Annotated in this window: 16 protein-coding genes; 7 read left to right on the top strand and 9 right to left on the bottom strand. The window is 67.5% G+C overall.

The features are described from left to right. Positions 1-15: 15 nt before the first annotated feature. Genes KIT25_08250 through KIT25_08220 form a run of 7 tightly spaced genes read right to left on the bottom strand, consistent with a single transcriptional unit; the run spans position 16 to position 6,682 of the window. Positions 16-612 carry an alpha/beta fold hydrolase gene (locus tag KIT25_08250; GenBank protein ID UYN96904.1) on the bottom strand — a complete coding sequence of 199 codons (597 nt, stop codon included), beginning with the start codon at positions 610-612 and terminating at the stop codon, positions 16-18. Next, complete coding sequence (locus tag KIT25_08245; GenBank protein UYN96903.1) at positions 609-1,256, bottom strand: glutathione S-transferase family protein; 648 nt, start codon at positions 1,254-1,256, stop codon at positions 609-611. Before KIT25_08245 ends, KIT25_08250 begins: the two co-directional genes overlap by 4 nt. A gap of 53 nt (positions 1,257-1,309) precedes the next feature. Continuing rightward, the gene (locus KIT25_08240) at positions 1,310-2,563 is read right to left on the bottom strand and encodes a divalent metal cation transporter (GenBank protein ID UYN96902.1); all 1,254 of its coding nucleotides are present in this window, start codon (positions 2,561-2,563) and stop codon (positions 1,310-1,312) included. Next, positions 2,563-3,357, bottom strand: a complete 795-nt coding sequence (locus tag KIT25_08235; GenBank protein UYN96901.1) for a phosphodiesterase — start codon at positions 3,355-3,357, stop codon at positions 2,563-2,565. The genes KIT25_08240 and KIT25_08235 overlap by 1 nt, the downstream gene beginning before the upstream one ends. 5 nt (positions 3,358-3,362) lie before the next feature. Further along, complete coding sequence (locus KIT25_08230) at positions 3,363-5,018, bottom strand: NAD+ synthase (protein UYN96900.1); 1,656 nt, start codon at positions 5,016-5,018, stop codon at positions 3,363-3,365. Positions 5,019-5,030: 12 nt separating this feature from the next. Beyond that, the gene (locus KIT25_08225) at positions 5,031-6,275 is read right to left on the bottom strand and encodes an MFS transporter (GenBank protein ID UYN96899.1); all 1,245 of its coding nucleotides are present in this window, start codon (positions 6,273-6,275) and stop codon (positions 5,031-5,033) included. A 20-nt stretch (positions 6,276-6,295) separates the two neighbouring features. After that, positions 6,296-6,682, bottom strand: coding sequence for a RidA family protein (locus KIT25_08220; GenBank protein UYN96898.1), 387 nt, complete (start codon positions 6,680-6,682; stop codon positions 6,296-6,298). A gap of 46 nt (positions 6,683-6,728) precedes the next feature. On the opposite strand from KIT25_08220, the gene trmFO reads away from it, so the two are divergent. The 5 genes from trmFO to KIT25_08195 all read left to right on the top strand — a co-directional run bounded on the left by trmFO (position 6,729) and on the right by KIT25_08195 (position 12,236). After that, positions 6,729-8,090, top strand: a complete 1,362-nt coding sequence (trmFO, locus tag KIT25_08215) for a methylenetetrahydrofolate--tRNA-(uracil(54)-C(5))-methyltransferase (FADH(2)-oxidizing) TrmFO (GenBank protein ID UYN96897.1) — start codon at positions 6,729-6,731, stop codon at positions 8,088-8,090. 97 nt (positions 8,091-8,187) lie between these two features. Further along, positions 8,188-8,478, top strand: coding sequence for an acyl carrier protein (locus tag KIT25_08210; GenBank protein ID UYN96896.1), 291 nt, complete (start codon positions 8,188-8,190; stop codon positions 8,476-8,478). A gap of 4 nt (positions 8,479-8,482) precedes the next feature. Then, positions 8,483-9,700 (top strand): aminotransferase class I/II-fold pyridoxal phosphate-dependent enzyme, encoded by a 1,218-nt coding sequence (locus KIT25_08205; protein ID UYN96895.1) that lies wholly within the window; start codon positions 8,483-8,485, stop codon positions 9,698-9,700. A gap of 42 nt (positions 9,701-9,742) precedes the next feature. Continuing rightward, a complete protein-coding gene (locus tag KIT25_08200) occupies positions 9,743-11,092 on the top strand; it encodes an MATE family efflux transporter (GenBank protein UYN96894.1) in 1,350 nt (449 codons plus the stop codon). A 16-nt stretch (positions 11,093-11,108) separates the two neighbouring features. Then, the gene (locus tag KIT25_08195; GenBank protein UYN96893.1) at positions 11,109-12,236 is read left to right on the top strand and encodes a zinc-binding dehydrogenase; all 1,128 of its coding nucleotides are present in this window, start codon (positions 11,109-11,111) and stop codon (positions 12,234-12,236) included. Here KIT25_08195 and KIT25_08190 read toward each other — a convergent pair. Then, positions 12,233-12,994 (bottom strand): hypothetical protein, encoded by a 762-nt coding sequence (locus KIT25_08190; GenBank protein UYN96892.1) that lies wholly within the window; start codon positions 12,992-12,994, stop codon positions 12,233-12,235. The two genes, KIT25_08195 and KIT25_08190, sit on opposite strands and share 4 nt — an antisense overlap. A 110-nt stretch (positions 12,995-13,104) precedes the next feature. Here KIT25_08190 and KIT25_08185 point away from each other — a divergent pair, with 110 nt between their 5' ends. Continuing rightward, positions 13,105-13,857, top strand: a complete 753-nt coding sequence (locus tag KIT25_08185; GenBank protein ID UYN96891.1) for a phytanoyl-CoA dioxygenase family protein — start codon at positions 13,105-13,107, stop codon at positions 13,855-13,857. A gap of 168 nt (positions 13,858-14,025) precedes the next feature. Next, on the top strand, positions 14,026-22,248 hold the full coding sequence (locus KIT25_08180) for an autotransporter-associated beta strand repeat-containing protein (GenBank protein ID UYN96890.1): 8,223 nt from the start codon (positions 14,026-14,028) through the stop codon (positions 22,246-22,248). Between the two features lie 486 nt (positions 22,249-22,734). Here KIT25_08180 and KIT25_08175 read toward each other — a convergent pair whose 3' ends face one another. Beyond that, positions 22,735-24,384, bottom strand: a complete 1,650-nt coding sequence (locus KIT25_08175; protein UYN96889.1) for a tetratricopeptide repeat protein — start codon at positions 24,382-24,384, stop codon at positions 22,735-22,737. Between the last annotated feature and the right edge of the window lie 69 nt (positions 24,385-24,453).

Below are 24,453 nucleotides of genomic sequence, written 5' to 3'. Positions count from 1 at the left end.
TGTGGAGGCCGCACCTTACGCCAGATGTGCGATGATTCGAGATGCGACCTGTTCGGCATGGGTAACCGCCAGATCATGATCGCCCCCTGCGACGACATGCAGGTGCGCGTTCGGCATGCATCCCTGCAGATGCCGGCCGACGGCGAGCGGACTGATCGGATCGGCATCGCCCCAGATCAGCAGGGTGGGCGCCGTCACCTGCTCCACCGGCAGGGCGGCCGCCGAGCGCTCCGCCGTGATCCAGTCCACGGCGTTTGGATAAGACTGCCGATAGGCGGGGCGCCAGTCGCTGACGCCGAAGCCGCCCATGTCGATGCCGCCCGACGTCACGCAGAGCACCAGCCGCCGCACACGGCCGGGATGCGCCAGCGCAAGCCGCATGGCGACGATGCCGCCCATCGATTGCGCGACGAGGTCGACCGGCCCGTCCACGTGCCGGCCGACCATGTCCACGAGATCGTCCATGCTGCAGATCGACGGATCGTGCGGCTGGTGACCCAGCCCCGGCCAGCCGAAATGCTTCTGAGACCAATCGGCGGGCAGTCGTCCAGCAACGGGTTTCCAGAAGTCCGGCGAACCGCCGGCACCGGGCAGAAAGAAGACTCGGTTCATGCCTTCAAACGTAGCATGAACTCTGGCAGCGAGCGGCCCTGCGCGAGGAGGTAGCGCGCCATGGCGCCGGCCACCCGGCGCACGGCCGGCCGCTCGCTCATGCGGTCGCGCCACGCCTTGAGCCGGCCGTGCCTCTGCTCGAGCGGTGCGCCCATCCGTTCGCCGAAGAGCTGGGCCATGTAGAAGGCGATGTCGGCATAGGTGTACGCACCGGCGAGCCACGTCCTGTCGACCAGCTCCATCTCCATGGCGTCGTAGAACTGCGCGGCACCCTCGTGCGATCCCGGCGCCTTGGGATCGCCCATCAGCCGGATGATGTGGGGAAAGTAGACCTCGTCCGACTTGAGCTCGAGCAGCCGGGCGCTGGCGCGCGCCTTCGGCTCGGCCGGCCACAAGGCGGGAGTGGGTCGGATGGATTCGAGATATTCGAAGATCTGCGTCGAATCGAAAATCTCGAGTCCCTCGTCGATCAACACCGGCACCTGCCGCTTGGGATTGACCCGCGACACCTCGGGATGCTTCGGCTGATAGAGTGTCTTCATCTCGAACGGCACCATGACCAACTCGAAATCGAGCCCCTTCTCGCGCATGGCGATCTCGGCTTTGGCGCCGAACATGGAAAGCGGTCCGGAGTAGAGTTTCATCTCCCGACCCTAGCAGCGGCGTGCGACAGGGCCCGTCAGGAATCGTCGAGCCCCTACAGCAGGGCGAACATGGCGATCGTGGCCAAGCCCATCATCGCGACGGTCGTCCAGCCGCCCAGCCGCTGCAATGGCGTCGCGACGAAGTCGCCCATCACCGCGCGGCGCGAGGCGACGAGCAGCATCGCCGCCATGATGGGAACTGTGATCACGCCGTTCAGCACGGCGCTCCACAGCAATGCCTGGAAGGCGCTGATCGGTGCGAAGTCGATGCCGAGTCCGATCAGGATCGCCGCGCCGATGACGGCGTAGAAGAGCCTCGCCTCGCCCGGCCGCCGTTCCAGCCCGGTGCGAGAACCCAGCGCTTCGCCCACCGCATAAGCGGCGGATCCCGCCAGCACAGGCACGGCGAGCAACCCCGTGCCGACGATACCCAGCGCAAACAGCAGGAAAGCGAACTCGCCGGCGATCGGCCGCAAGGCGGCGGCGGCCTCGGCCGACGTGGCGATGTCGGTGTGACCGCTGGCGTTGAGGGTCAACGCGGTGGTCAACATGATGAAGAAGGCGATGAGATTGGAAAATCCCATCCCCAGCCAGGTGTCCCAGCCGATGCGCCTGAGTTCGCGCACCGCCTGCTCGGGACGCTCGAGCAGCGGACCGGAATCGGCGTCGGCTTCCTCCTCCTCGACCTCCTCCGAGGCCTGCCAGAAGAAAAGGTATGGGCTGATGGTCGTGCCGAACACGGCGACGATCAGTGTCACGGTCGGCGCGTCGAACGCCAGTCGCGGCACGAGGGCCCCCGCCGCGACCGCACGCCAGTCGATGTCGATAGCGAACACCACGCCGACATAGGCGAACAGCGAGAAGGTCAGCCACTTCAGGACGCCGACATAGTGGTGGTAGGGTATGAAGACGATCGCCGCCAGCGACACGAGCGCAAAGCCGACGGTGTAGAGGCGGCTCGGCCCGCCCAGCGCCAGCTCCGTCGCGGCACCCATGGCGGCCAGATCGGCACCGATGTTGATCGTATTGGCGACGAGAAGAAGCGCGACGAGCCCGAGCACGATGAAGCGCGGGAAGAGCTTCACGAAGTTCGCCGCGAGGCCTTGGCCCGTCACGCGGCCGATCCGGGCACTGACCGATTGGACGGCCACCATCATCGGCAAGGTCAACACAATGGTCCACAGCAGGCCAAAGCCTGCCTGGGCGCCGGCCTGGGAATAGGTCGCGATGCCGCTCGGGTCGTCGTCCGCCGCGCCGGTAATGACTCCGGGCCCGATCCTCTTGCCCGAACCGCCCAGCCAGGACATCAGCGGAACGGCTTGGGTCCGCCGAAATCGCCGACATAGCTCACATGGGTCACGAGGCCGGTGCCGGGGCGCCAGAGGTGAAGGGCCAAGCCCGGCGGTTCCATGGCCATCGCAAGAGGGGCCCCCTCGTGCAGGTCGAGAGCCGCCTGATGGGCCGTGCTGGGCGCGATCGAAGCCAGCGAGCCCGCCCAGCGCATCTGGATCGGCCGATGAACATGGCCACACAGGAGGCGCTCGACATTGGGGTGGCCTCGCACGAGTTCGGCGAGCCGCTCTCCACCGACGTTCAACTTTGCACCGTCGAAGGCGGAGATGCCGACATCGAACGGCGGATGATGCATGAAGAGCAGCGTCGGCTTGTCGCTCTCGGCGAGCCGGTTCGCCAGCCAGCCGAGCCGTTCCTCGCACAATTCGCCATGAGGCTTGCCCTCGACCAAGGTGTCGAGCGCGATCAGCCGGAGGTCGCCGGCATCGATGGCGTAGTGCAGGAAGCCGCTTCGCGGCAGGTAGGCGTGATCGGCGAAGACCTCGCGCAGCGTCGTCCGCCGATCGTGGTTGCCGGGGATCAGATACACCGGCATCGACAGCGGCGAGAGCAGCCGGCGCAGCAGCTCGTATTCGGCGACCGTGCCGCGATCCACCAGGTCTCCGGTAGCAAGCACCAGGTCCGGGCGCGGATCGAGCGCTTCGACATGTGCGACTGCGCGCTCGAGATAGCCCGCCGTGTCGATGCGCCTGTACAGCAGCTCGCCCGGGGCCGTGACGTGCATATCCGAGATTTGCGCGATCAACATGCTGGCTACCCCCTGAATCCGTTGACGATCGGATAGCGACGCTCGCGGCTGATGGCGCGCGAGGTGATCTTGACGCCGGGCGGTGCCTGGCGACGCTTGTATTCGGCGGCTTCCAGCAAACGCCAGACGCGGTCGACCGTCGCCGGGTCGTGGCCTTCGCGCACCATATCCACCGCGCCGAGGTCGCGCTCGATCAGCCCTTCCAGGATGGCATCGAGCACCGGGTAGGGCGGCAGCGAATCGGCGTCCTTCTGGTCGGCGCGCAGTTCGGCCGACGGCGGCTTGGCGATGATGCGCTCGGGGATCACCTCGCCCTGCCTGCCCATCGCGCCAAACGGCAGGTGTGCATTCCGCCACCTGCAGAGTTCGAACACCGTGGTCTTGTAGACGTCCTTCAGCACGTTGTAGCCGCCGCACATGTCGCCGTAGAGCGTGGCGTAGCCCACCGCCATTTCCGATTTGTTGCCCGTGGTCACCACCATGCCGCCGAGCTTGTTGGAAACGGCCATCAGGGTGACACCACGCGCGCGGCTCTGAATGTTCTCCTCCGTGACGTCCTCGGCGCGATCGCCGAACAGGGGCTGCAGCATGTCGCGGAACGCCTTCATCGCCGGCTCGATGCCGACGATGTCGTACTTCACGTCGAGTGCCCCGGCGCACGCCTTCGCATCCTCCAACGATTCGATCGCGGTGTAGGGCGACGGCATCATGATGGTGTGCACACGCTGCGGCCCCAGCGCGTCGACTGCCACCGCGGCGGTCAAGGCCGAATCGACGCCGCCCGACAGGCCGATCACCACCGAGGGGAAGCCCGTCTTGTTCACATAGTCGCGCAGGCCGAGCATCATTGCCTGGTAGATGGCGTCGAGTCGATCGAGCTCGGGCGCAATCGCGGCCGGCAGGCACTCCCAGCGAGCGCCGTCGCGGCGGAACTCGACCGTCGTCACCTCCTCGCGAAACGAGGCGAGTTTCGCCTTGAGCTGGCGGTCTGCGCCCAGCGCGAACGAGCCGCCGTCGTAGACCACCTCGTCCTGTCCCCCGACCTGGTTGACGTAGACGAACGGCAGCCCGCTCTCGACGACGCGCTTGACGCCGAGTTGCACTCGCACATCGTATTTGCCGACTTCGAAGGGCGAGCCGTTGGGCACCAGCAGGATTTCGCCGCCCGTCTCGGCGATGCATTCGACGACGTCGGGCGTCCACACGTCCTCGCAGATCGGTACGCCGATGCGCACGCCCCGGAACACAATCGGCCCGGGCATCGGGCCGGGCGTGAAGACACGCTTGTCGTCGAACACGCCGTAGTTCGGCAAGTCAACCTTGAAGCGCTTGCCGATCACCTCGCCTTTGTCGAGCGCAATGATGGCGTTGTAGAGCCTGTCGTCCTCGCGCCACGGCGTCGTCACCAGGAGCGCCGGGCCGCCCTGAGCGGTGTCGGCGCGCAGGGTTTCGACGGCCTCGTGGCAGCGCTTCTGGAAGGCCGGCTTCAGCACGAGGTCTTCGGGAAAATATCCGGCGAGAACCAGTTCGGAGAACACGACCAGATCGGCGCCCTGCCCCGCCGCGACGTCGCGCGCGGCACGCACCTTGGCGAGGTTGCCGTCGACGTCCCCGACCTTGGGGTTGAGCTGGGCCAAAGCGACCTTGAGCGAGGTGGTCATGGTTGCCGCATCCTACGACTTCGCCACGACATGTTCGCTGGAATCCTGCGCCGGGACGAGACCGTAGGCCGCCGCCGCGGCAAGCACAGACGTAAGGGCAGCGAGGGCGAACGCGAGCGGCGGCGAGTGGGCCACGACGAGGCCGCCGATCGCCGATCCGATGGGCAGGCCCGACAGGTTGAAGCTCATCGAAACGGCCAGTGCGCGGCCGAGCCACGCCGGATCGGTACGCCGTTGGCGCAGCGACAGCACGCCGACATCGACCGGCCCCTCCAGGAAGCCGGCCAGAATCAGCGCGAGCGCCAGCCCCACCAGGCCGAAGCTCGCTCCGAGCGGATATATGGCGAAGGCCGTCGCGAGCGTTCCGGCAGCGATGAAGAGCCGCTCGCGACCGTCGGTGCGCAGGTGCCCTGCAAAGAGAGCCCCCAACCCGCCGGCAAGACCAGCGGCCGCCCACAATCCGCCGACGACGGAGTCGGCGATCCCTCCGCTCCCGAGGTCGGCCATGACCACCACCGGAACCGCGACGACGAGGATGCCCCAGCTCGTCTGGAACAGGGCGTAGGAGATCGCGAGGCCGCGCAGAGAGGCGTGCCGCACGACATAGACGACGCCAGCCCATGCCGCACCCAGCAACGAGGCCGGCGACGCGGCGGGGCTGCCGATCACACGGCGGACCAGCGGCACGAGGGCGACGCACGCCGCGCCATAGAGAACCACGATGGCCAGCAAGGCGGCCTCGACCCCGACGAAGCCGAACACCACGCCCGCCACCGCGGGCCCAGCGACGTTGATGAGCGCGTAGCTGCCGGTGTCCAGCGCGTTGGCAAGGTCGAGCGCTTCACGCGGCGCGAGCCGAGGGATGAGAACGCGGATGCCGGCCGTGCCGAGCGGGCTGGTCAGCGAATAGAGACCGACGAGAGCCAGCAGCAGCGGCTCGGTGACGACACCCGCCGCATCGGCGCCGACGAGAGCGAGCACTAGCAGCGCGCCGACGGCCATGTCGATGACGACCGCCCTGGCGGCACCGAGGCGATCGAGCAGCGCGCCCGCAAGGGGGCTGACCGCAAGGCCCGGGGCCATCGCCGCGAAGGCTACCCATCCGGCGAGTACCGGCGAGCCGAAGCGATCGAGCACGTAGAGCACGATCACCAGCGAAAACATGCGGCCCGCCAGGCGCGACAGGCAGGCGGCGGCATACAGCTCACGCATGCCGTCGAGCCGCAGCACATGTCGATAGGTCAGCGCTTCGGCCATCCGGCGCGGGCTCCGCCGTATCAGCTCTTGGCCGCCACCACCTCGATCTCGACCAGCATGGAAGGATCTGCCAATCCCTGAACGATCAACAGCGTCGACGCCGGATAGGGCTCGCCGATGTACTTCTCGCGCGCGGCACGGCTCGCCGCGATGAAGCGGCTGTCGGTCAGGAACACAACGATCTTGACGATGTCCCTGTAATCCATGCCGGCGGCCTTGAGCACCTCGCCGATGTTCTTCCAGACCTGGTCGCACTGCGCATCGATCCCGTCGAGCAGCTTGCCGCCGCTGTCGACGCCGACCTGTCCGGCGACGAACAGGATGCGCGCGCCGGCCGGGATTTCGCAGCCCAGGCTGTACTTGCCGGCCAGCACGACGCTCTTGGGATTGTGGAACTTGTTGGCCATCTCGGGGTCCCCCATGTAAGGAGGCGTCAGTTTCAGGTCGGATGGGATGACGTCAAGCATCAAGCCGGCGCGCGATGCGCGCCCTGTGCACATCGTGGGCGGCGGATTGGCCGGCAGCGAGGCCGCGTGGCAGCTTGCGCTGGCCGGCGTGTCGGTCGTGCTGCACGAGATGCGGCCGCTGCGCGGCACGGAGGCCCACCAGACCGGCTCGCTCGCCGAACTGGTGTGCTCCAACTCCTTCCGCTCCGACGATGCGGCGAACAATGCCGTCGGCCTGCTGCATGCGGAGATGCGGCGAGCGGATTCGCTGATCATGCGTGCCGCCGACATGCACAAGCTGCCGGCCGGCGGGGCACTTGCCGTCGACCGCCACGGCTTCTCGGCGGCCGTCCAGGAGACCCTGCTTGGCCATCCGCTGGTCGAGTTGCGGCGCGAGGAAGTGACGGCGCTTCCGCCCGAAGACTGGGACAGCGTGATCGTCGCCACCGGCCCTCTCACCGCGCCGGCCCTGGCCGAGGCGATCCGCGACCTGAGCGGCGAGGAGGCGCTCGCCTTCTTCGATGCCATCGCGCCCGTCGTCCACTATGAGAGCATCGACCAATCGATCGCCTGGAAGCAGTCGCGCTACGACAAGGGCAGCAGCGACTATCTGAACTGTCCGCTCGGCAGGGAAGAATACGAAGCCTTCGTCGCCGCCCTGCTGGCGGGCGACAAGACCGAGTTCAAGCAATGGGAGAGCAACACGCCCTACTTCGACGGCTGCCTGCCCATCGAGGTGATGGCGGCGCGCGGCCCCGATACCTTGCGCTGGGGGCCGATGAAACCCGTCGGCCTGCGCGATCCACGCACCGGTCGCCGTCCGTGGGCCGTCGTGCAGCTCCGCCAGGACAATGCTCTCGGCACGCTCTGGAACATCGTCGGCTTCCAGACCAAGCTCAGACATGGCGAGCAGACTCGAATCTTCCGCACCATCCCCGGACTGCACAACGCCGAGTTCGCCCGGCTGGGCGGCCTGCATCGCAACACCTTCCTCAACAGCCCGCGGCTACTCGATGGCACGCTTCGTCTGAAGGCGATGCCGCGACTGCGCTTCGCCGGCCAGATCACCGGCTGCGAAGGCTATGTCGAAAGCGCCGCTGTCGGGTTGATGGCCGGCCGCTTCGCCGCCGCCGAACGGCGGGGCCTTGCCCCGGTCGCGCCGCCGCCGACCACTGCGATGGGCGCGCTGCTCGGCCACATCACCGGCGGCGCGGATGCCGCGACGTTCCAGCCGATGAACGTCAATTTCGGCCTGTTCCCGCCCATCGAGGGCAACCTGCGGGGCAAGGAGCGCAAGCAGGCGCTGTCGGCACGTGCGCTCGGTGATATCGGCCGCTGGCTCGATCCGACACCGCTCGCGGCCGAGTAACATTACGAAATGTATCGCAACGGGCGGTAACCAAACGTCATTTCACATCGACATCGCATATCGGTGAAATATCGCCCTCAACACGGCGGGGACCGGTATGCCAGATACGATCGAACTCATTCCTCGCAAGGTCGCGCGAGTCTCTCTGCAGATGGAAGTCCTGCGCGAGATCCGTCAGTACCTCGCGCCCTACCTGGCGAGCGACACCCAACTCTCGGGCGACACTGTGATCTGCGACGGCACCCGTGTCGACTCGCTCACCGTCATGGACCTCATCATCCAGCTCGAGGACCGGTTCGACATCACGATCTCGCCGCAGCTCGCGACGGAGATCCGCACCGTCGACGACCTCGCCGACGCCATCCTGGGGCTGTGCGACGAGCGCTGACGGGATGGGTCTGCTCGATCGTCATGCTGCACTGCTCGCGGACTATCGCGGCGTGCAGACGACCGGCGCCGACCCGTTCCAGGTGCGGATGGAACGAGTCCTGTCGCCCACCGAGGCGATCATCGATGGCCGCAAGACGCTGCTTGCCGGCACCCACAATTACTTTGGCCTGACCTTCGATCCATCCTGCATGGCGGCGGCGATCGAAGCGATCCGGGCCGAAGGCACGGGCACGACCGGCTCGCGCATCGCCAATGGCAGCTACGGGCAGCACGCCCTGCTCGAACGCGAGATCGCCGAGTTCTACGGCAAGCGGCATTGCATGGTCTTCACCACAGGCTACCAGGCCAATCTCGGCGTGATATCGGGGCTGGTCGGCGACGGCGACCACTTGCTGATCGACGCCGACAGCCATGCCTCGATCTACGACGCCTGCAGGCAGACTCAGGCCGAGGTCGGGCGCTTCCGGCACAACGACCCCGCGAGCCTGGAAGTGCGCCTGCGCCGGCTGAGCAACGAGCCGGGCAACCGCCTGGTCGTGCTCGAGGGCATCTACTCCATGCTGGGCGATCGCGCGCCGCTCAGAGCGTTCATCGACGTGTGCCGCAAGCATGGCGCCTACGTTCTCGTCGACGAGGCCCATTCGCTGGGGGCGCTGGGAGAGAACGGCCGCGGCCTCTGCGAGGCCGAAGGCGTGCTCGACGACTGCCACTACATTGTCGGTACCTTCTCGAAGACTCTCGGCGCCATTGGCGGCTATGTCGTGTCGGACGATCCCGACTTCGACATCCTGCGCGTGACCGTACGCTCCTACATGTTCACCGCCTCGGCGCCGCCTTCGGTCATCGCTTCCGTCCGCCAAGCGCTACGGATCGTGCGCGAGCGGCCCGACCTGCGCCGTCGCCTGTGGGAGAACGCGGCGACATTCTACGACGGGCTTGCCGCACGCGGCTTCCGGCTCGGCCCTGTGCAGGGACCGGTCGTCGCGGTGATGATGCCGGACCGCGCCGCGGCGATCGCCTTCTGGCGCGCCCTGCTGGAGGCCGGCATCTATGTCGGCGTCGCCACGCCGCCTGCGACGCCGAACGGCATCTCCCTGCTGCGCTGCGCCCTCTGCGCGGAACACACCAGGGAGCAGCTCGGGCATATGATCGAGGTGATGACCGGCATCGCCCGGCAGATGGGCGTACTCGAAGAGGAAGCTCGGCCTGCCATGAAATAAGCTCGCGCGGACCATCGACAACGCGTGCTAGAGAGCCGCGTCATGAGTCCCGCTGAACGCCGGCAGATGATGCTCGCCGGCCCGATCGTGCCGACGATCCTCCTGCTCGCCGCCCCCAACGCGTTGAGCGTCGCCATGCAAAGCCTGGTCAGCATTTCCGACGCCTGGTTCGTCGGCCGCCTCGGGACGGTCGAGTTGGCGGCGCTCGCCCTGGTCTTCCCGACCCAGATGGCGCTCGGCCAGATGTCGGCCGGGGCCATGGGCGGCGGCATCTCCTCCTCCGTGGCGCGCGCGCTCGGCGCCGGCAACCGCGCCGCCGCCGAAGCGGCCGCCGCGCACGCGCTCGCCATCGCGCTCGGCATGGCCGCCCTGTTCGCCGTCGTGTTGGTCGGCTTCGGGCGACCGATCTATGGCGCCTTGGGCGGCAGCGGTCGCGCGCTCGAAGGTGCGCTTTCGTTCGCGACGGTCCTGTTTCTCGGCTGCGGCGCCCACTGGATCGCCAACACACTGGCCTCCGTGCTGCGCGGCACCGGCGACATGAAGACGCCGGGTCTCGCCTTCGTCGCCACCGCCGCACTGCAGATCCCGCTCACGGGCGCGTTGACGCTCGGCTGGTTCGGCCTGCCGGTACTCGGCATCGTCGGCCCCGCGGCGGCATCGGTCGCAGCCTTTTCCCTGGCTGCGCTGTGGATGGCCTCGCGCCTCATCGGGCCGGGGGCCGTCGTGCGCCTGCATTTGCCCAGGGAAGGATTCCGTTGGGCGGCCTTCCGCGACATCCTCAAGGTCGGCCTCGTCGCCTGTCTGGTCGTCATCCTGACCAACGGCACCGTTCTGATCGTCACCGGCCTGGTCGGGCGCGCCGGCGACGCAGCCATCGCCGGCTATGGCATCGGCAGTCGGCTGGAGTACATGCTGGTGCCGATCAGCTTCGGCATCGGCGCCGCACTGACCGCCTTGGTCGGCACGAACATCGGCGCCCGGCAGTTTGCCCGTGCCCAGCGACTTGCCTGGATGGGCGCGCTGATGGCGGGGGGCATCGCCGCGACGATCGGCGCCATCGTCGCCGTTTCGCCCGACCTGTGGCTTGGCCTGTTCACGACCGATGCAGGGGCGCTCGAATCGGGTCGCACCTACCTGCGCATCGTCGGGCCGGTCTACGGATTCTTCGGCCTGGCGATGGCGCTCTATTTCGCATCGCAGGGCACCGGCGAGATGGTGTGGCCCGTCGTCGCGAACCTGTTCCGCATCGGCATTGCGGTCTGCGGCAGCCTGTTCGCGCTCGACATCGCGGGCTGGGGCGTGCAGGGCTTGTATGCCTTCGTGGCACTCGGCATCGTGTCCTTCGCTGCGGTGCTCGCCTTCTCGACGACACGGCCCGCCTGGCGAGGATGAATTTGGGAGAGCAAGGATGACCACCGGTCTGCAGCTTCGTTCGCTCATCACCAAGAGCGGCGACCTCGAACTGTCGCTCGCCAGGATCGAGGTGCCCGAGCCCGGCGCCGATCAGGTCGTGGTCAAGGTCGAGGCGACGCCGATCAATCCGTCGGACCTCGGCCTGCTCCTGGGCCCCGCCGATCCGACGACACTCACGGCGTCCGGCAGCGGCGACGGCATCAAAGTGACCGGCAAGGTCTCCGGGGCTTCCCTGCCCTTCCTCGCCGCGCGGCTCGGCCAGGCAATGCCGGTCGGCAACGAGGGCGCAGGCACCGTCATCAAGGCCGGCAGCTCGGAAGCGGCGCAGGCGCTGATGGGCAAGAAGGTGTCGATGATCGGCGGCGCAATGTACGCGCAGTACCGCCTGCTCAAGGCCACCGACTGCCAGCCTCTGCCGGCCGGCACCAGCGCGGCGGAGGGGGCGTCGTGGTTCGTGAACCCGCTGACGGCGCTCGGCATGACCGAGACGATGAAGCGCGAGGGCCACAAGGCGCTGGTGCATACCGCGGCCGCCTCGAACCTCGGCCAGATGCTGGTGAAGATCTGCCTCAAGGACGGCATCGGCCTGGTCAACGTGGTGCGGAGCGCCGAGCAGGCCAAGCTGCTGAAGGGCATCGGCGCCAAGCATGTCGTCGATTCGAGCGCACCCGGATTCATGGACGATCTCGTCCAGGCGCTGGTCGAGACCGGCGCCACCATCGCCTTCGACGCGATCGGCGGCGGCAAGCTCGCCAGCCAGATCCTGACGGCGATGGAGATCGCGCTGAACAAGACGGCGAAGGAATACAGCCGCTACGGCTCGACCACGCACAAGCAGGTCTACATCTACGGCAGCCTGAACACCGGGCCGGTCGAGCTGGTGCGCAACTACGGCATGGCGTGGGGCGTCGGCGGCTGGCTGCTCACGCCCTTCCTGCAGAAGATCGGCCGACCCGACCAGGTGCGCCTGCGCGAGCGCGTGGTCGGCGAACTCAAGACCACGTTCGCCAGCCACTACACCCGGACGGTGTCGCTCGCCGAGGCGCTCGATCCGAAGAACATTGCCGCCTACGCCAAGCGGGCGACCGGCGAGAAGTTCCTGATCGATCCGAGCAGGACCTAGAGGTACTTCGCCGGTCGGATCATCGCCCGCCACATGTGCGCGACGGGGCTGTTGTCGTAGCCGAGTCCCTGCGCTGGCTGGCGAAAGTTGCGGCCGATGATGTCGGTGAATTCCGCCAACTCGACATGAAGATCGGGATCGAACGAATAGATGTCGTGCACGGTGATCTGCCGGCCCGACATGTACCACTTGTGATCGCGCATGCGCCTGTAGTCCTCGTCGATGTAGGGATCAGGCCGATAGTCGGCGCCGAACAGGGCAACGTAGGACTGGGGGTATTCGTAGCCGACCGATTCGTCGGGATAGAAGCGCAGCACCTGATGGGCGCGGATCGCCCATGTCACTTCCGGATCGACATAGGGCTCGACGAGCTGTGCTCCCCAGTAGCCGTGGTCACCGCGGATGAAGCCCACGCCGGCGATGTCGTGCAGCAGGCATGCCAGCACCATCTTCTCGGGCAACCCGGCCGTCACCGCGTGCCGCGCGCTTTGCAGCAAGTGCATCGAGGGCCCGAAGCGATACTTGAAGAAATCGATCAACGTCGGCTTTTCCGGCATCGCCGGAAGTCGCGGATCGTCGCCCATCAGAACGCGCGCGTTCGGATTGGCCTTCATCAACGCCCCGGCATTCCGCGGTGGACTCATGTCGCCCTCGGCCAGACTGTGAAGCCTCGACTTGACGACGATGAGATCGAGTTCGCGCGCCATCCTGGCTTCGAGCGCATCAGCCCGCTGCGACAAGGTTTGAGCGTCGGTCATGTCCATCCCTTCCATCGGCCTTCGTCCGGCCGCCTGTCTTTGGCGGAACCTAGCACCGGGCGACCGGCCGCGCCGTAGACATTGCGCCTCGATCCTCCGAGAATCGCCGCATGGCCTTTTCGAACACGAACTGGCAGGAGCTCATCGGCGACGGCTACACCGTCGTTTCCCGCGGTGTCGACGCCCGCCTGTTGCGTCGCGCGCAAGTGACGGCGGCGCAGATCAACGCGGTCCATCCCGAGGGCGGCTGGGAGCGCAGCAGGAACGAATCGTGGAGAGAGATCCGCGACTGCCGGCACCCCGACTTCGTGGCACTCGTCGAAGGCGCCCTCGATCCGCTGGCGGCCGAGATCCTGGAAACCGTGCACGCGCCCGAGCGCATCCAGCTCGCCTCGACCATGCCGGGCTTCGCGACCAAGGGCATCGTCGGCCGGCACTTCCATATCGACGGCGGCCAGGCGCCGTCGCTCGCCGCGTTCAACGCGTTGTTCGGCGTCGCGTTGACCGACGTCGAATCCGATACGGTGGGAGGCTTTCATGTCCTGCCCGGATCGCATCACCGCTTCGCCACGTTGTTCGCAGGGCAACCGGCCGGCGAGGTGAATTGGGGCGAAGTGAAGATCGCGGGCCAGAAAGCGCTGCTCGACGAGGCCCGGATGGTCGTACCGAGACTCGCGGCCGGCGACGTCATCGTCGCCCACAGCTTTCTCGCGCACGGCACGTCGATGAACACCTGTGGCGTCAGGCGCGACATGATCTTCCAGCGGCGCGCCGCTTTGCAGCTTTGCGATCCGCCGATGCGCGACGCCGCGCGCGATGCGTTCATGCGCGACCCGTGGTTGTTCTTCCGACGCCGCGCTTGAGAAAGTTCGCCGTGTCATCTGGATGACAATTCTGCTCAATTTCGCGGCCAGATATGCGCTATCGCAGGATTGTAACTAAATTACTATCTAATTGGTTGTAAACACTGTTTAATTTCAGGCACTTGGAGTAATCGCACCGGCGCTGTAGATTTTCATTCTACAGCCCAAATGAGAAAACGATCCATAACGCGGGCTGCCAAGCGTCGACGCCGCAAGGCGCAGGGCCTTGCCGCAGCGATGTGCGCGCTCCCCTTGGGCGCGACGGAGACGCTCGCCCAATCGACCTGGCTCTACACCGGCACTAATTACGGCACCGGCGCCAACTGGAGCACCGGCACGGTGCCGGGCGCGGGCAACAGCGCGATCTTCAACGCCGACGGCGCCAACCAGCCCATCATCGCCGGCAGCTTCACGATCGGCACGGTCAGCATCACTGCCGGCTCGCTGACGATCAATTCGACCCGCACGCTCACCGTGCAGACCGCCTTCGACATCTCGAACGCCTCCGTGCTAGGCGCCGGCACGCTCTCGCTGGGCGCCGGATCGACGCTCACCGCATCGGGGGCAAGCGCCATCGGCCTCGCGCCGGTGATCTCGGGCAGCGGCGCCACCGCGATCACCGGCGCCGACGTCACCTTCACCGGCAACAACACCTACTCGGGAGGAACGACGATCGCCAGCGGCGCGCAGCTCAGCGTCGGCGCGGGCGGCACGACGGGCGGGCTGGGATCGGGCGCCACGGTCAACGACGGCAGCCTGCTGTTCAACCGCTCCAACACGCTGGCGGTCGCCAGCGCCATCTCGGGCAGCGGCACCGTCACCAAGCTCGGCGCCGGCACGACCCAGCTCACGGGCAACAACAGCTACGGCGGCACCACGACGATCAGCGCCGGCACGCTGAGCATCGGCAGCGGCGGCACGACCGGCACGCTGGGCACCGGCGACGTCGTCAACAATGCGACGCTGCTGTTCAGCCGCAGCGACGACACGATCACCATCGCCAACGACATCTCGGGCACCGGCGCGGTGACGAAATCCAACGCCGGCACCAACACCACCCTGGTCCTGACCGGCAACAACAGCTATGCCGGCACGACCACCATCACCGAGGGCACGCTGCAGATCGGCAGCGGCGGCACGACCGGCTCGCTCGGAACGGGCAACGTCGTGACATCGGGCGGCATCCTGCGGTTCGAGCGGTCCGACGACATCTCGGTCGCCAACAACATCACCGGCACCGGCCAGCTCAACAAGCAGGGCGCCAACGCGCTGACCCTGACCGGCGCCAACACCTACTCCGGCGCAACCACGATCGCCAACGGCACACTGCAGATCGGCGATGGCGGCACGACGGGCACGCTCGGCACGGGCGCGACCAGCAACGAAGGCAGCCTGCTGTTCAACCGTTCCGACGCCTTCACGGTGTCGAGCGCCATTTCCGGCAGCGGCACGGTGTCCCAGGTCGGCAGCGGCACGACCAGCCTGAGCGGCGTCAACACATACACCGGCACGACGACGATATCGAACGGCACGCTGCAGCTCGGTGCCGGCACCGGCAGCACGACCGCGACGCTCGGCGCCGGCGCGATCGTCAACGACGGCGTGCTGCAGATCAACCGATCGAACGCCGCCACCATCGCCAACGACATCTCCGGATCGGGCGCGCTGACCAAGACCGGCGCCGGCACCAACACCGTCCTGACGCTCACCGGCAACAACACCTACAGCGGCACGACCACGATCACCGAAGGCACGCTGCGCATCGGCGACGGCGGCACGACGGGCTCGCTCGGCAGCGGCAGCGTCGATACGTCGGGCGGCACGCTGCAGTTCAATCGCTCCGACGACATCTCGATCGCCAACACGATCACGGGAACGGGCGGCCTCGGCAAACTGCTGGACAACGTCGTCACCCTCACCGGCAACAACACCTACAGCGGCACGACCACGATCTCGGCCGGCACCCTGCAGGTCGGCGACGGCGGCACGGTGGGTATGCTCGGCGGCGGCAACGTGTCCAACAGCGGCGACCTCGTCTTCAACCGCTCCGACACGATCACCCATGGCGGGGTCATCTCGGGCACAGGCAACGTCAGCCAGATCGGCAGCGGCTCGACGATCCTCACCGGAAACAACACCTATTCCGGCACCACGACGATCGCCGACGGCACGCTGCAGATCGGCAACGGCGGCACGACCGGCCAGCTCGGCACCGGCGCGACGACCAACGACAGCGTCCTGGTGTTCGATCGCTCCAACGCGCTGACCGTCGCCAGCGCCATCTCCGGCAGCGGCACGGTCGAACAGGCCGGCACCGGCACCACCAGCCTCAGCGGGGACAACACCTACACCGGCACGACGACGATCTCGGCCGGGACGCTGAGCGTGGGTGCCGGCGGCACCACGGGCAGCCTCGGCAGCGGTGCCGTCGTCAACAACTCGATCCTCCAGGTCAACCGCTCGAACGACGTCACCGTCGCCAACGACATCTCGGGCACCGGATCGCTGGCCAAGACGACGGCCGGCACGAGCACGGTCCTGACCCTGACGGGCAACAACAGCTACTCCGGCACGACGACGATCACCGAGGGCACGCTGCGGATCGGCGACGGCGGCACCACTGGCAGCCTGGGATCGGGAAACGTCAACACGTCGGGCGGCATCCTGCAGTTCAACCGCTCGGACGACATCTCGGTCGCCAACACCATCACCGGCACGGGCCAGCTCGGCAAGCTGCTCGACAACGTGCTGACGCTCACCGGCAACAACACCTATTCCGGAATCACCACGATCACCGAGGGAACGCTGCAGGTCGGCGACGGCGGCACCTCGGGCAGCCTCGGCACCGGGGGCGTCACGAACAACGCGATCCTCGTCTTCAATCGCTCCGACGAAATGACGGTCGCCAACGTCGTCTCGGGAACGGGCAACGTCAGCCAGGCCGGATCCGGCACGACGACCCTGACGGGCGCCAACACCTACTCCGGCACCACCACGATCTCGACCGGCACGCTGCAGATCGGCGCCGGCGGCGGCGCGGGCCAGCTCGGCACCGGGGCCACCACGAACGACGGCGCCCTTGTGATCAATCGCACGGGTTCGCTCGCCATTTCGAGCTCGATCTCCGGCACCGGCACCCTGACCCACGCCGGAACGGGCACGACGAGCCTGACCGGAACGAACAGCTTCAGCGGCACCACGACCATCGATGCCGGCATCCTGAGCGTCGGCGCCGGCGGCACGGCCGGGACCCTCGGCACCGGCAACGTCGTCAACAACGCCACGCTGCAGGTCAATCGCTCCGACGCCATCGCCATCGCCAACGAGATCTCGGGATCCGGCGGCCTCACCAAGCTGGCAGCCGGCACCGCGACGCTCACCGGCGACAACAGCTACGCCGGCACGACGACGATCACCGCAGGCACCCTGCAGATCGGCGACGGCGGCACCACCGGCAGCCTCGGCATCGGCAACGTCGCGGTAAGCGGAACCCTCGCCTTCAACCGGTCCGACGACATCGCCATTGCCAACACGATCAGCGGCGCGGGCGCCCTCGCCAAGCTCGGCGGCAACACCGTGACCTTGACCGGAAACAACACCCATTCCGGCGCGACGACCATCGCCGACGGCACCCTGCAGATCGGCAGTGGTGGCACCTCCGGACAGCTCGGGACCGGCGCCACCACCAACGCCGGCAATCTTCTCTTCAACCGCTCCGACGCGCTCACCGTGGCGAGCGCGATCTCGGGCAGCGGCAGCGTCGGCCAGATCGGCAGCGGGATCACGAGCCTCACGGGAACCAACACCTACAGTGGCACGACGACCATCGCCGACGGCGTTCTGAGCCTCGGCGCGGGCGGCAGTTCCGGCACCCTGGGGACCGGCGCCGTGATCAACGACGCCACCCTGCAGTTCAACCGCACCAACGCCTTCACCGTCGACAACGACATCTCCGGCTCGGGCAATCTCAGCAAGCTCCTGGGCAACACGGTCACGCTGACCGGCAGCAACAGCTACTCCGGCACCACGACGATTTCGGCCGGAACCCTCGCGATCGGCGCCGGCGGCACCATCGGCTCGCTTGGCACCGGCGACGTGGTCAACAACGCGACGCTGTCCTTCAACCGCTCCGACGACATCGCCGTCGCCAACCAGATCTCGGGCAGTGGCGGGTTGAGCAAGCAGGGCACCAACACCCTGACCCTGACGGCGGACAACAGCTACACGGGCGCGACCAGCATCGCCGTCGGCGGCGCGCTGCAACTGGGCGACGGCGGCACGTCGGGCTCGCTCGGCGGCGGCACCGTCGCCAACGCCGGCAGCCTGCTCTTCAACCGGTCGGATGCGCTGACGGTGTCCGGCGCGATTTCCGGCGTCGGCGCGGTGAGCCAGATCGGCGGCGGCACCACCGTCCTGACCGGCGCCAACACCTACTCCGGCGGCACCACGATCGCCGGCGGCGCGCTGCAGATCGGCGATGGCGGCACGACGGGCGCGCTCGGGGGAGGCGCCACCGTCAACGACGCGGGCCTGCTGTTCAACCGATCCAACGCCTTCACCGTGGCCAGCGCGATCTCGGGCTCCGGCACCGTGACGCAGCTCGGCGACGGCACCACGAGCCTCACCGGCGCCAACAGCTACACCGGCGTCACGACGATCACGGGCGGCACGCTGAGCGTCGGCGCCGGCGGCACGATCGGAACACTCGGGACCGGCGACGTGGTGAACAACGCCACCCTGCTGATCAACCGTAGCGACGCCGCCCTCACGATCGCCAACAACCTGTCCGGCAGCGGCGCGCTCACCAAGTCGGCGGCGGGTACCAATACCGTCCTGACGCTCACCGGCAACAACAGCTATAGCGGCCTCACCACGATCACCGAGGGAACGCTGCAGATCGGCGACGGCGGCACGACGGGTTCGCTCGGCACCGGCGAGGTCGTCACCACCGGCGGAGTCCTGCGCTTCAACCGGATCGACGACATCTCGGTCGCCAACACCATTTCGGGAACCGGCTCGCTCGCCAAGCTGCTCGACAACGTGCTGACGCTCACCGGCGACAACAGCTATTCCGGCACGACGGCGATCTCGGCCGGCACGCTGCAGGTCGGCGCCGGCGGCACCAGCGGCAGCCTCGGCACGGGCGCCGTCGCCAACAACGGCACTCTCGCGATCAACCGCTCCGACGACCTTTCGATCGCCAATGCGATCTCGGGCACCGGCTCGCTCGAGAAGCTGCTCAGCAACGTCCTCACCCTCACGGCGAACAACACCTATTCCGGGACGACGACGATCGCGGCAGGCACACTGGCGATCGGCAGCGGCGGAACTACCGGCAGCCTGGGCAGCGGCGCGGTCGCGAACGACGGCCATTTCGTCCTCGACCGGTCGAACGCGATGACGGTCGCCAACGACATCTCGGGCAGCGGTTCGGTGGCGCAGTCGGGCTCCGGCACCACGACCCTGACCGGCAGCAACTCCTACACCGGAGCCACGACCATCGCCGCCGGCACCCTCGTCGTCGGCGCCGCGGGAACGACCGGCACGCTGGGCACGGGAGACGTGATCAACGACGGCATCCTGCAGATCAACCGTAGCGACGCGGCCCTCACGATCGCCAACAACATCTCCGGGACCGGCGCGCTGACCAAGTCGGCGGCGGGTACCAACACCGTCCTGACGCTGACCGGCAACAACAGCTACAGCGGGCTCACCACCATCGCCGAGGGTACTTTGCAGATCGGCGCCGGCGGTACCGCGGGCAGCCTCGGCACCGGCAACGTCGCAGTCACCGGAACCCTGGCGTTCAACCGTTCCGACGACATCGCCGTGGCCAACACGATCAGCGGCGCAGGCGCCCTCGCCAAGCTCGGCGGCAACACCGTGACCCTGACCGGCAACAACAGCTATTCCGGCGCGACGACCATCGCCGACGGCACCCTGCAGGTCGGCAGCGGAGGCGGTTCGGGAACGCTCGGCACGGGAAACGTGACCAACAACGGCAGCCTGCTGTTCAATCGCGCCGATGCGCTGGTCGTGCCGGGAATCATCTCTGGCACCGGCAGCGTGAGCCAGATCGGCGCCGGGACGACGACGCTGACAGGCAACAGCACCTACAACGGCACGACCACCATCTCCAGCGGCACCCTGCAGATCGGCGACGGCGGCGCCAGCGGCGCGCTGGGGAGCGGCGACGTGACCAACAGCGCCAATCTCGTGTTCAACCGTTCCAACGGCCTGACGGTCGGCAGCGCGATCTCCGGGACCGGAACGGTGGCGCAGATCGGCGCCGGCACGACCAGCCTCTCCGGCGCCAACACCTACAGCGGCACCACGACGATCTCCGGCGGCACGCTGAGCATCGGCGCGGGCGGCACCAGCGGCACGCTGGGCACCGGCAACGTCGTCAACGACGGCACGCTGCAGATCAACCGCGCGGATGCCGTGACCATCGCCAACGCCATCGCCGGCTCGGGTGCGCTGACCAAGCTGGTGTCGAACACCGTGACCCTGACAGGCAACAACACATACTCCGGCACCACCACCATCGCCGACGGCACGCTGCGCATCGGCGCGGGCGGCACTACCGGCTCGCTCGGCACCGGCAACGTCGTCAACGATGCCATGCTCGAGATCAACCGCTCCGACACCGTGTCGATCGCCAATGCGATCTCGGGCACCGGCGGGCTGAACCACATCGGCAGCGGCACGACGACGCTCACCGGCACGTCCACCTACGGCGGCGCCACCTCGGTCACGTCGGGCACGCTGCAGGTCGACGGCTCGATCGCCTCGTCCAGCGACCTCACCGTCGCGAGCGGCGCGCGGGTCGGCGGCATCGGCACGTTGCCGAGCACGACCGTTGCCGCCGGAGCCTTTCTCGCCGCCGGCAATGCCGCGATCGGAACCCTGCAGATCGCCGGCAACCTCACGCTTGCCCCGGGTTCGACGACGACGATCCGGGTTAACGGCGCGCTTGCCGACAGGGTCAACGTCACGGGCGGCGCAGCCGTGTCGGGCGCGTTGCAGGTCGTCGCCTTGAGCGCGACGTTCAACAACCCCTACACCGTCCTGACCGCCGCCGGCGGCCGCACGGGCAGCTTCACCAGTTCGTCGGTCAGTGGATCCTTCGGCGCCGGCATCGTGCCGACGGTGACCTACGACGCCAACAACGTGTATCTCTCCCTCGCGCCGACCCCGATCGTGCCGATCGTCCCGTCGCCGACGCCGAACCAGGCGGCCGTCGCCGCGGGACTCGACCGGGCCGTCGCATCGGGTGCCAACGTGTCGGCCTTCTTCCCGCTCTACAACCTGCCCGCCAACGCGGTGCCGCAGGCGCTCAACCAGATCTCGGGCGCGGTGCATGCCAATGTCGGCGCCGTGGGCTCGCTGACCAGCGGACAGTTCACCTCCAGCCTGACCGATCCCAACCGCGCATCGACGCGGGTGATCTTCGACGCCGCCGTGCAGCGCGCGACGCAGCCGTCGGCGGAAACCTGCGCGTCGGCCGACTCCTGCGACGCGAACGAGCGCGCGCTCGGTCCCGTCACGCCCGACATGGGAATCGATCCGCTCACCGCCTGGATCGGCGCGCTCGGGCTGGTGCGGCGAGTCACGGGCGATGGCGCGCGCACCGACACGGCTGGCGGCGTCTCGGTGGGCCTCGACAAGGGCGTGATGCCGGGCGTGCGCCTCGGTATCGCCTTCTCCGGCGGCTCGGCATCGAGCTCGCCCGACAATGGCCTGTCCTCGATCCGCGCCGAAGTGCTGCAGGCCGGCACCTATGCGCAGATGCAGACCGGACCGTGGCTGCTGAACGGCGCATTGTCCTATGCGACGATGGACATCATCTCCAACCGGCAGATTCCGGTGCTCGGCCAATACAACGTGGCGGCGCAGTACCGAACGCACGGCCTCGGCGGTCGCCTCGAAGGCATGGTCGACCTCTACGGAGTCGATGGCTTCACCTTCGGTCCGAGCGCCGCCCTGCAGGGCAGCATCGTGTGGAATCCCGACTTCCAGGAATGGTCCAACGGTGCGCCGGCTGGAGTCTCCGTGCTCGCCGGCAGCAACATGACGGCGCGGGGAGAAATCGGCGCACGCGTCAATTACTTCGGCACGGTCTTCGGCCTCGGGACCTCGGCCTTCGCCCGAGCCGCCTACGCGCACTACTTCGTGCGCCAGTCCAACATCACCGCGTCGCTGACCGACCTGCCCCAGGGCGGCTTTGCGTTGACCTCGGGCCAGGTCGACATGAACGCCGGCATACTGTCGGCGGGCTTCGACGTGCGCCTGAACGAGCGCACCACGATCGGCCTGCAGCTCGAGACCGAATTCTCCCGCACCGAGTTCCAGGCCGTCGGCGGCGCGCGCGTGCGCTTCTCCTTCTAGGGCAAGGCCGCTCCGCTGGAACTGATGCCGCCTGGAGTGGAGTGCGCCCCGTCGCGGAAATCGCGGAAATCGCGGAAATCGATCTCGGAAACCTCGGAAACCTCGCAAACCTCCAGTGGGGTGTCGCCGGACAATCGACGTCGCGGGCACCTGCCCGAGACGCCCTCAGGATGGTGTGCCTACTCTCTGCCGGAATGCGTTGCGCAAACTGCGGGAACTGCGCAAACCTCCGGTCACAGGTCGGGAGGACGGGTCGGCGGGCGATTCGCGAAACAGAACGTCGATACGGGAAATCCCGCGCGGCCCTCGCGGCCGGGTGTGGTCAGGGTGCTCATGGGCGCATTTTACCTCGGCAGGCCCTCAAGGACCTAATCGGGTCGATGGATTCCGTCCGATGCCGATGGCATCTGCATCGGAAGGCGATTCGACCCCCCGATTCCGGCGCCGGGCGCGAATCTGACTCTCCCCGTGAACCGGATCGTGTCGCTACGCCGCCTCGCGCCGACACAGGCAAGACGCGCGCACCGGCGTATCGGCGCGTGCCTGTGCCAGATCGAGTCGCGCCTTGATCAGCGGTGCTTCGGTCGTGTCGCCGCGCCGCACCAGGCATTCATGCAGACCGTGCAGGCTCCACACGTTGTCGGGATGCTGGCAGGCGCGGCTGAGCTTGCCGTCGTAGCCGAGATCGGCGCGATAGACGGCCTCCGCCTCCGCGAGGCGTCCCTGCTCCAGCAGAAGCGCACCGAGCGCATGCCGGGTCGGCTGCATCCAGCCCCACGGCTCGTCGTAGGGCAGCGCATCCTCGAGCTCGACCGAACGGCGCAGGTGCGCGAAGGCCTGGTCGAAGTTGCCGCGGCGGTACTCGAGTTCGCCGTTCAGCATCTCCTCGGCCACCTCCAGGAGATCGCACACGGTGTTGTTGTGGACGCGCCGCGTTTCCGGCACGCGCGCCTTGGCCCCGAGGAAGGCCGCCCGCGTCTTCTCCGCCTGCGGAATCTCACCGAGGACGGAGTGCGCCAGCCCCTTGGCATAGAGCATCATCGCCGTGGTCGAGCAGTAGAGCTCGCGGTCCTTCGGCAATTCCTGGGCGACGATCTCGCGCCATTTGCCGAAGCGCACGAGGACATGCTGCTTCATCGAGAAGAAACCCTCGATGAAGTCAGCCATCGGCGGCGAGGGAATGCGCAGCACCTCTTCCGGCGTGGTGTCGATGAGCTCCTGCGCTGCCTTGATTGCAGGCTCGTACTGGCCGAGGAACATCGCGCCATAGACCACGAAGTGGTGGTTGTGGTTGCGATAGAGCGAGTAGACGTTCATCGCGCCCTCGCGCGCGAGATACTTGCGGTCAGCGACGACGGCCTTCTGGTTGTAGACGACGACGTCGTGATAGTTGCCGCACAGCACGTCGATGTGCGTCGGCATGTGGACCAGATGCCCCGAATCGGGAACCAGTTCGCGCAGCCGGTCGCCGGCCTTGAGCGCGCGCTGCGGGAACGGCGACATCTCCATCAGATGGACGTAGAGGTGGAGCAGGCCGGGATGGTCCCACGAGCCCGGCAGATCGGCGAAGGCCGCCTCCAGGACCTCGACCGCCTCGGCGGTGCCGGCATCCTCGGCGACACCGCCGGTGCCGAGATCCCACATCTGCCACGGCGTCTCGTTCATGATCGCGTCGACGAAGACGCAGCGCACGTCGGGATCACCGCGAAACCTGCCGAAGACCTCGCGCATCCGCCGCGTGAAGGCCTTGTCCCACTCCGACTGATCGTCGATCGGCTCGCGTTGCGGATAGCGGAGCTCGAGGGCGTGGATCAGCGCCTGCTCGACGGGCGTGGCCGTGTCGGCGACCTTCAACGCCGCCTGCAGCGCATCGTAGGCGGTGGCGAGCGCCCTTCCCTTGCCGACGGGATCGTAGAGATGCCACGGCAGATTGTAGTTGGGGCCGGCGGCGTAGGAGACGCCCCAGTGCGCCATCGCACAGGCGGGATCGTGCTCAAGGGCCTTGGCGAAGCACTTGATCGCCTCGGCATGATTGAAGCCATAGAGCCAATTCAGGCCGCGATCGAACCAAAGCTGCGCTTCCGGCGACTTGGTGGTGACGGGACGGCGATAGGCACCGAGATCGTAGTAGCTCATGGCTCCCCCAGGACTGTCCGAATCCGCGGTCCGCGCCGCGACCGCCGCAACTCCGCGACGAACATAGGG

Origin of the sequence: Enhydrobacter sp. (assembly GCA_025808875.1) — a bacterium.
Taxonomy (GTDB): Bacteria; Pseudomonadota; Alphaproteobacteria; order Reyranellales; family Reyranellaceae; genus Reyranella.
Note: the sequence above shows the minus strand (reverse complement) of the source record. Positions and strands in the feature narration are given on the sequence as shown.

Excerpts from the sequence above, each read along its gene's own strand:
- KIT25_08180 (UYN96890.1), top strand. The coding sequence starts at position 14,026 with ATGAGAAAACGATCCATAACGCGGGCTGCCAAGCGTCGACGCCGCAAG.
- KIT25_08230 (UYN96900.1), bottom strand. The coding sequence starts at position 5,018 with ATGACCACCTCGCTCAAGGTCGCTTTGGCCCAGCTCAACCCCAAGGTC.
- KIT25_08250 (UYN96904.1), bottom strand. The coding sequence starts at position 612 with ATGAACCGAGTCTTCTTTCTGCCCGGTGCCGGCGGTTCGCCGGACTTC.
- KIT25_08225 (UYN96899.1), bottom strand. The coding sequence starts at position 6,275 with ATGGCCGAAGCGCTGACCTATCGACATGTGCTGCGGCTCGACGGCATG.
- KIT25_08240 (UYN96902.1), bottom strand. The coding sequence starts at position 2,563 with ATGTCCTGGCTGGGCGGTTCGGGCAAGAGGATCGGGCCCGGAGTCATT.
- KIT25_08220 (UYN96898.1), bottom strand. The coding sequence starts at position 6,682 with ATGGCCAACAAGTTCCACAATCCCAAGAGCGTCGTGCTGGCCGGCAAG.
- KIT25_08210 (UYN96896.1), top strand. The coding sequence starts at position 8,188 with ATGCCAGATACGATCGAACTCATTCCTCGCAAGGTCGCGCGAGTCTCT.
- KIT25_08190 (UYN96892.1), bottom strand. The coding sequence starts at position 12,994 with ATGACCGACGCTCAAACCTTGTCGCAGCGGGCTGATGCGCTCGAAGCC.
- KIT25_08205 (UYN96895.1), top strand. The coding sequence starts at position 8,483 with ATGGGTCTGCTCGATCGTCATGCTGCACTGCTCGCGGACTATCGCGGC.
- KIT25_08195 (UYN96893.1), top strand. The coding sequence starts at position 11,109 with ATGACCACCGGTCTGCAGCTTCGTTCGCTCATCACCAAGAGCGGCGAC.
- trmFO (UYN96897.1), top strand. The coding sequence starts at position 6,729 with ATGACGTCAAGCATCAAGCCGGCGCGCGATGCGCGCCCTGTGCACATC.
- KIT25_08235 (UYN96901.1), bottom strand. The coding sequence starts at position 3,357 with ATGTTGATCGCGCAAATCTCGGATATGCACGTCACGGCCCCGGGCGAG.
- KIT25_08200 (UYN96894.1), top strand. The coding sequence starts at position 9,743 with ATGAGTCCCGCTGAACGCCGGCAGATGATGCTCGCCGGCCCGATCGTG.
- KIT25_08175 (UYN96889.1), bottom strand. The coding sequence starts at position 24,384 with ATGAGCTACTACGATCTCGGTGCCTATCGCCGTCCCGTCACCACCAAG.
- KIT25_08245 (UYN96903.1), bottom strand. The coding sequence starts at position 1,256 with ATGAAACTCTACTCCGGACCGCTTTCCATGTTCGGCGCCAAAGCCGAG.
- KIT25_08185 (UYN96891.1), top strand. The coding sequence starts at position 13,105 with ATGGCCTTTTCGAACACGAACTGGCAGGAGCTCATCGGCGACGGCTAC.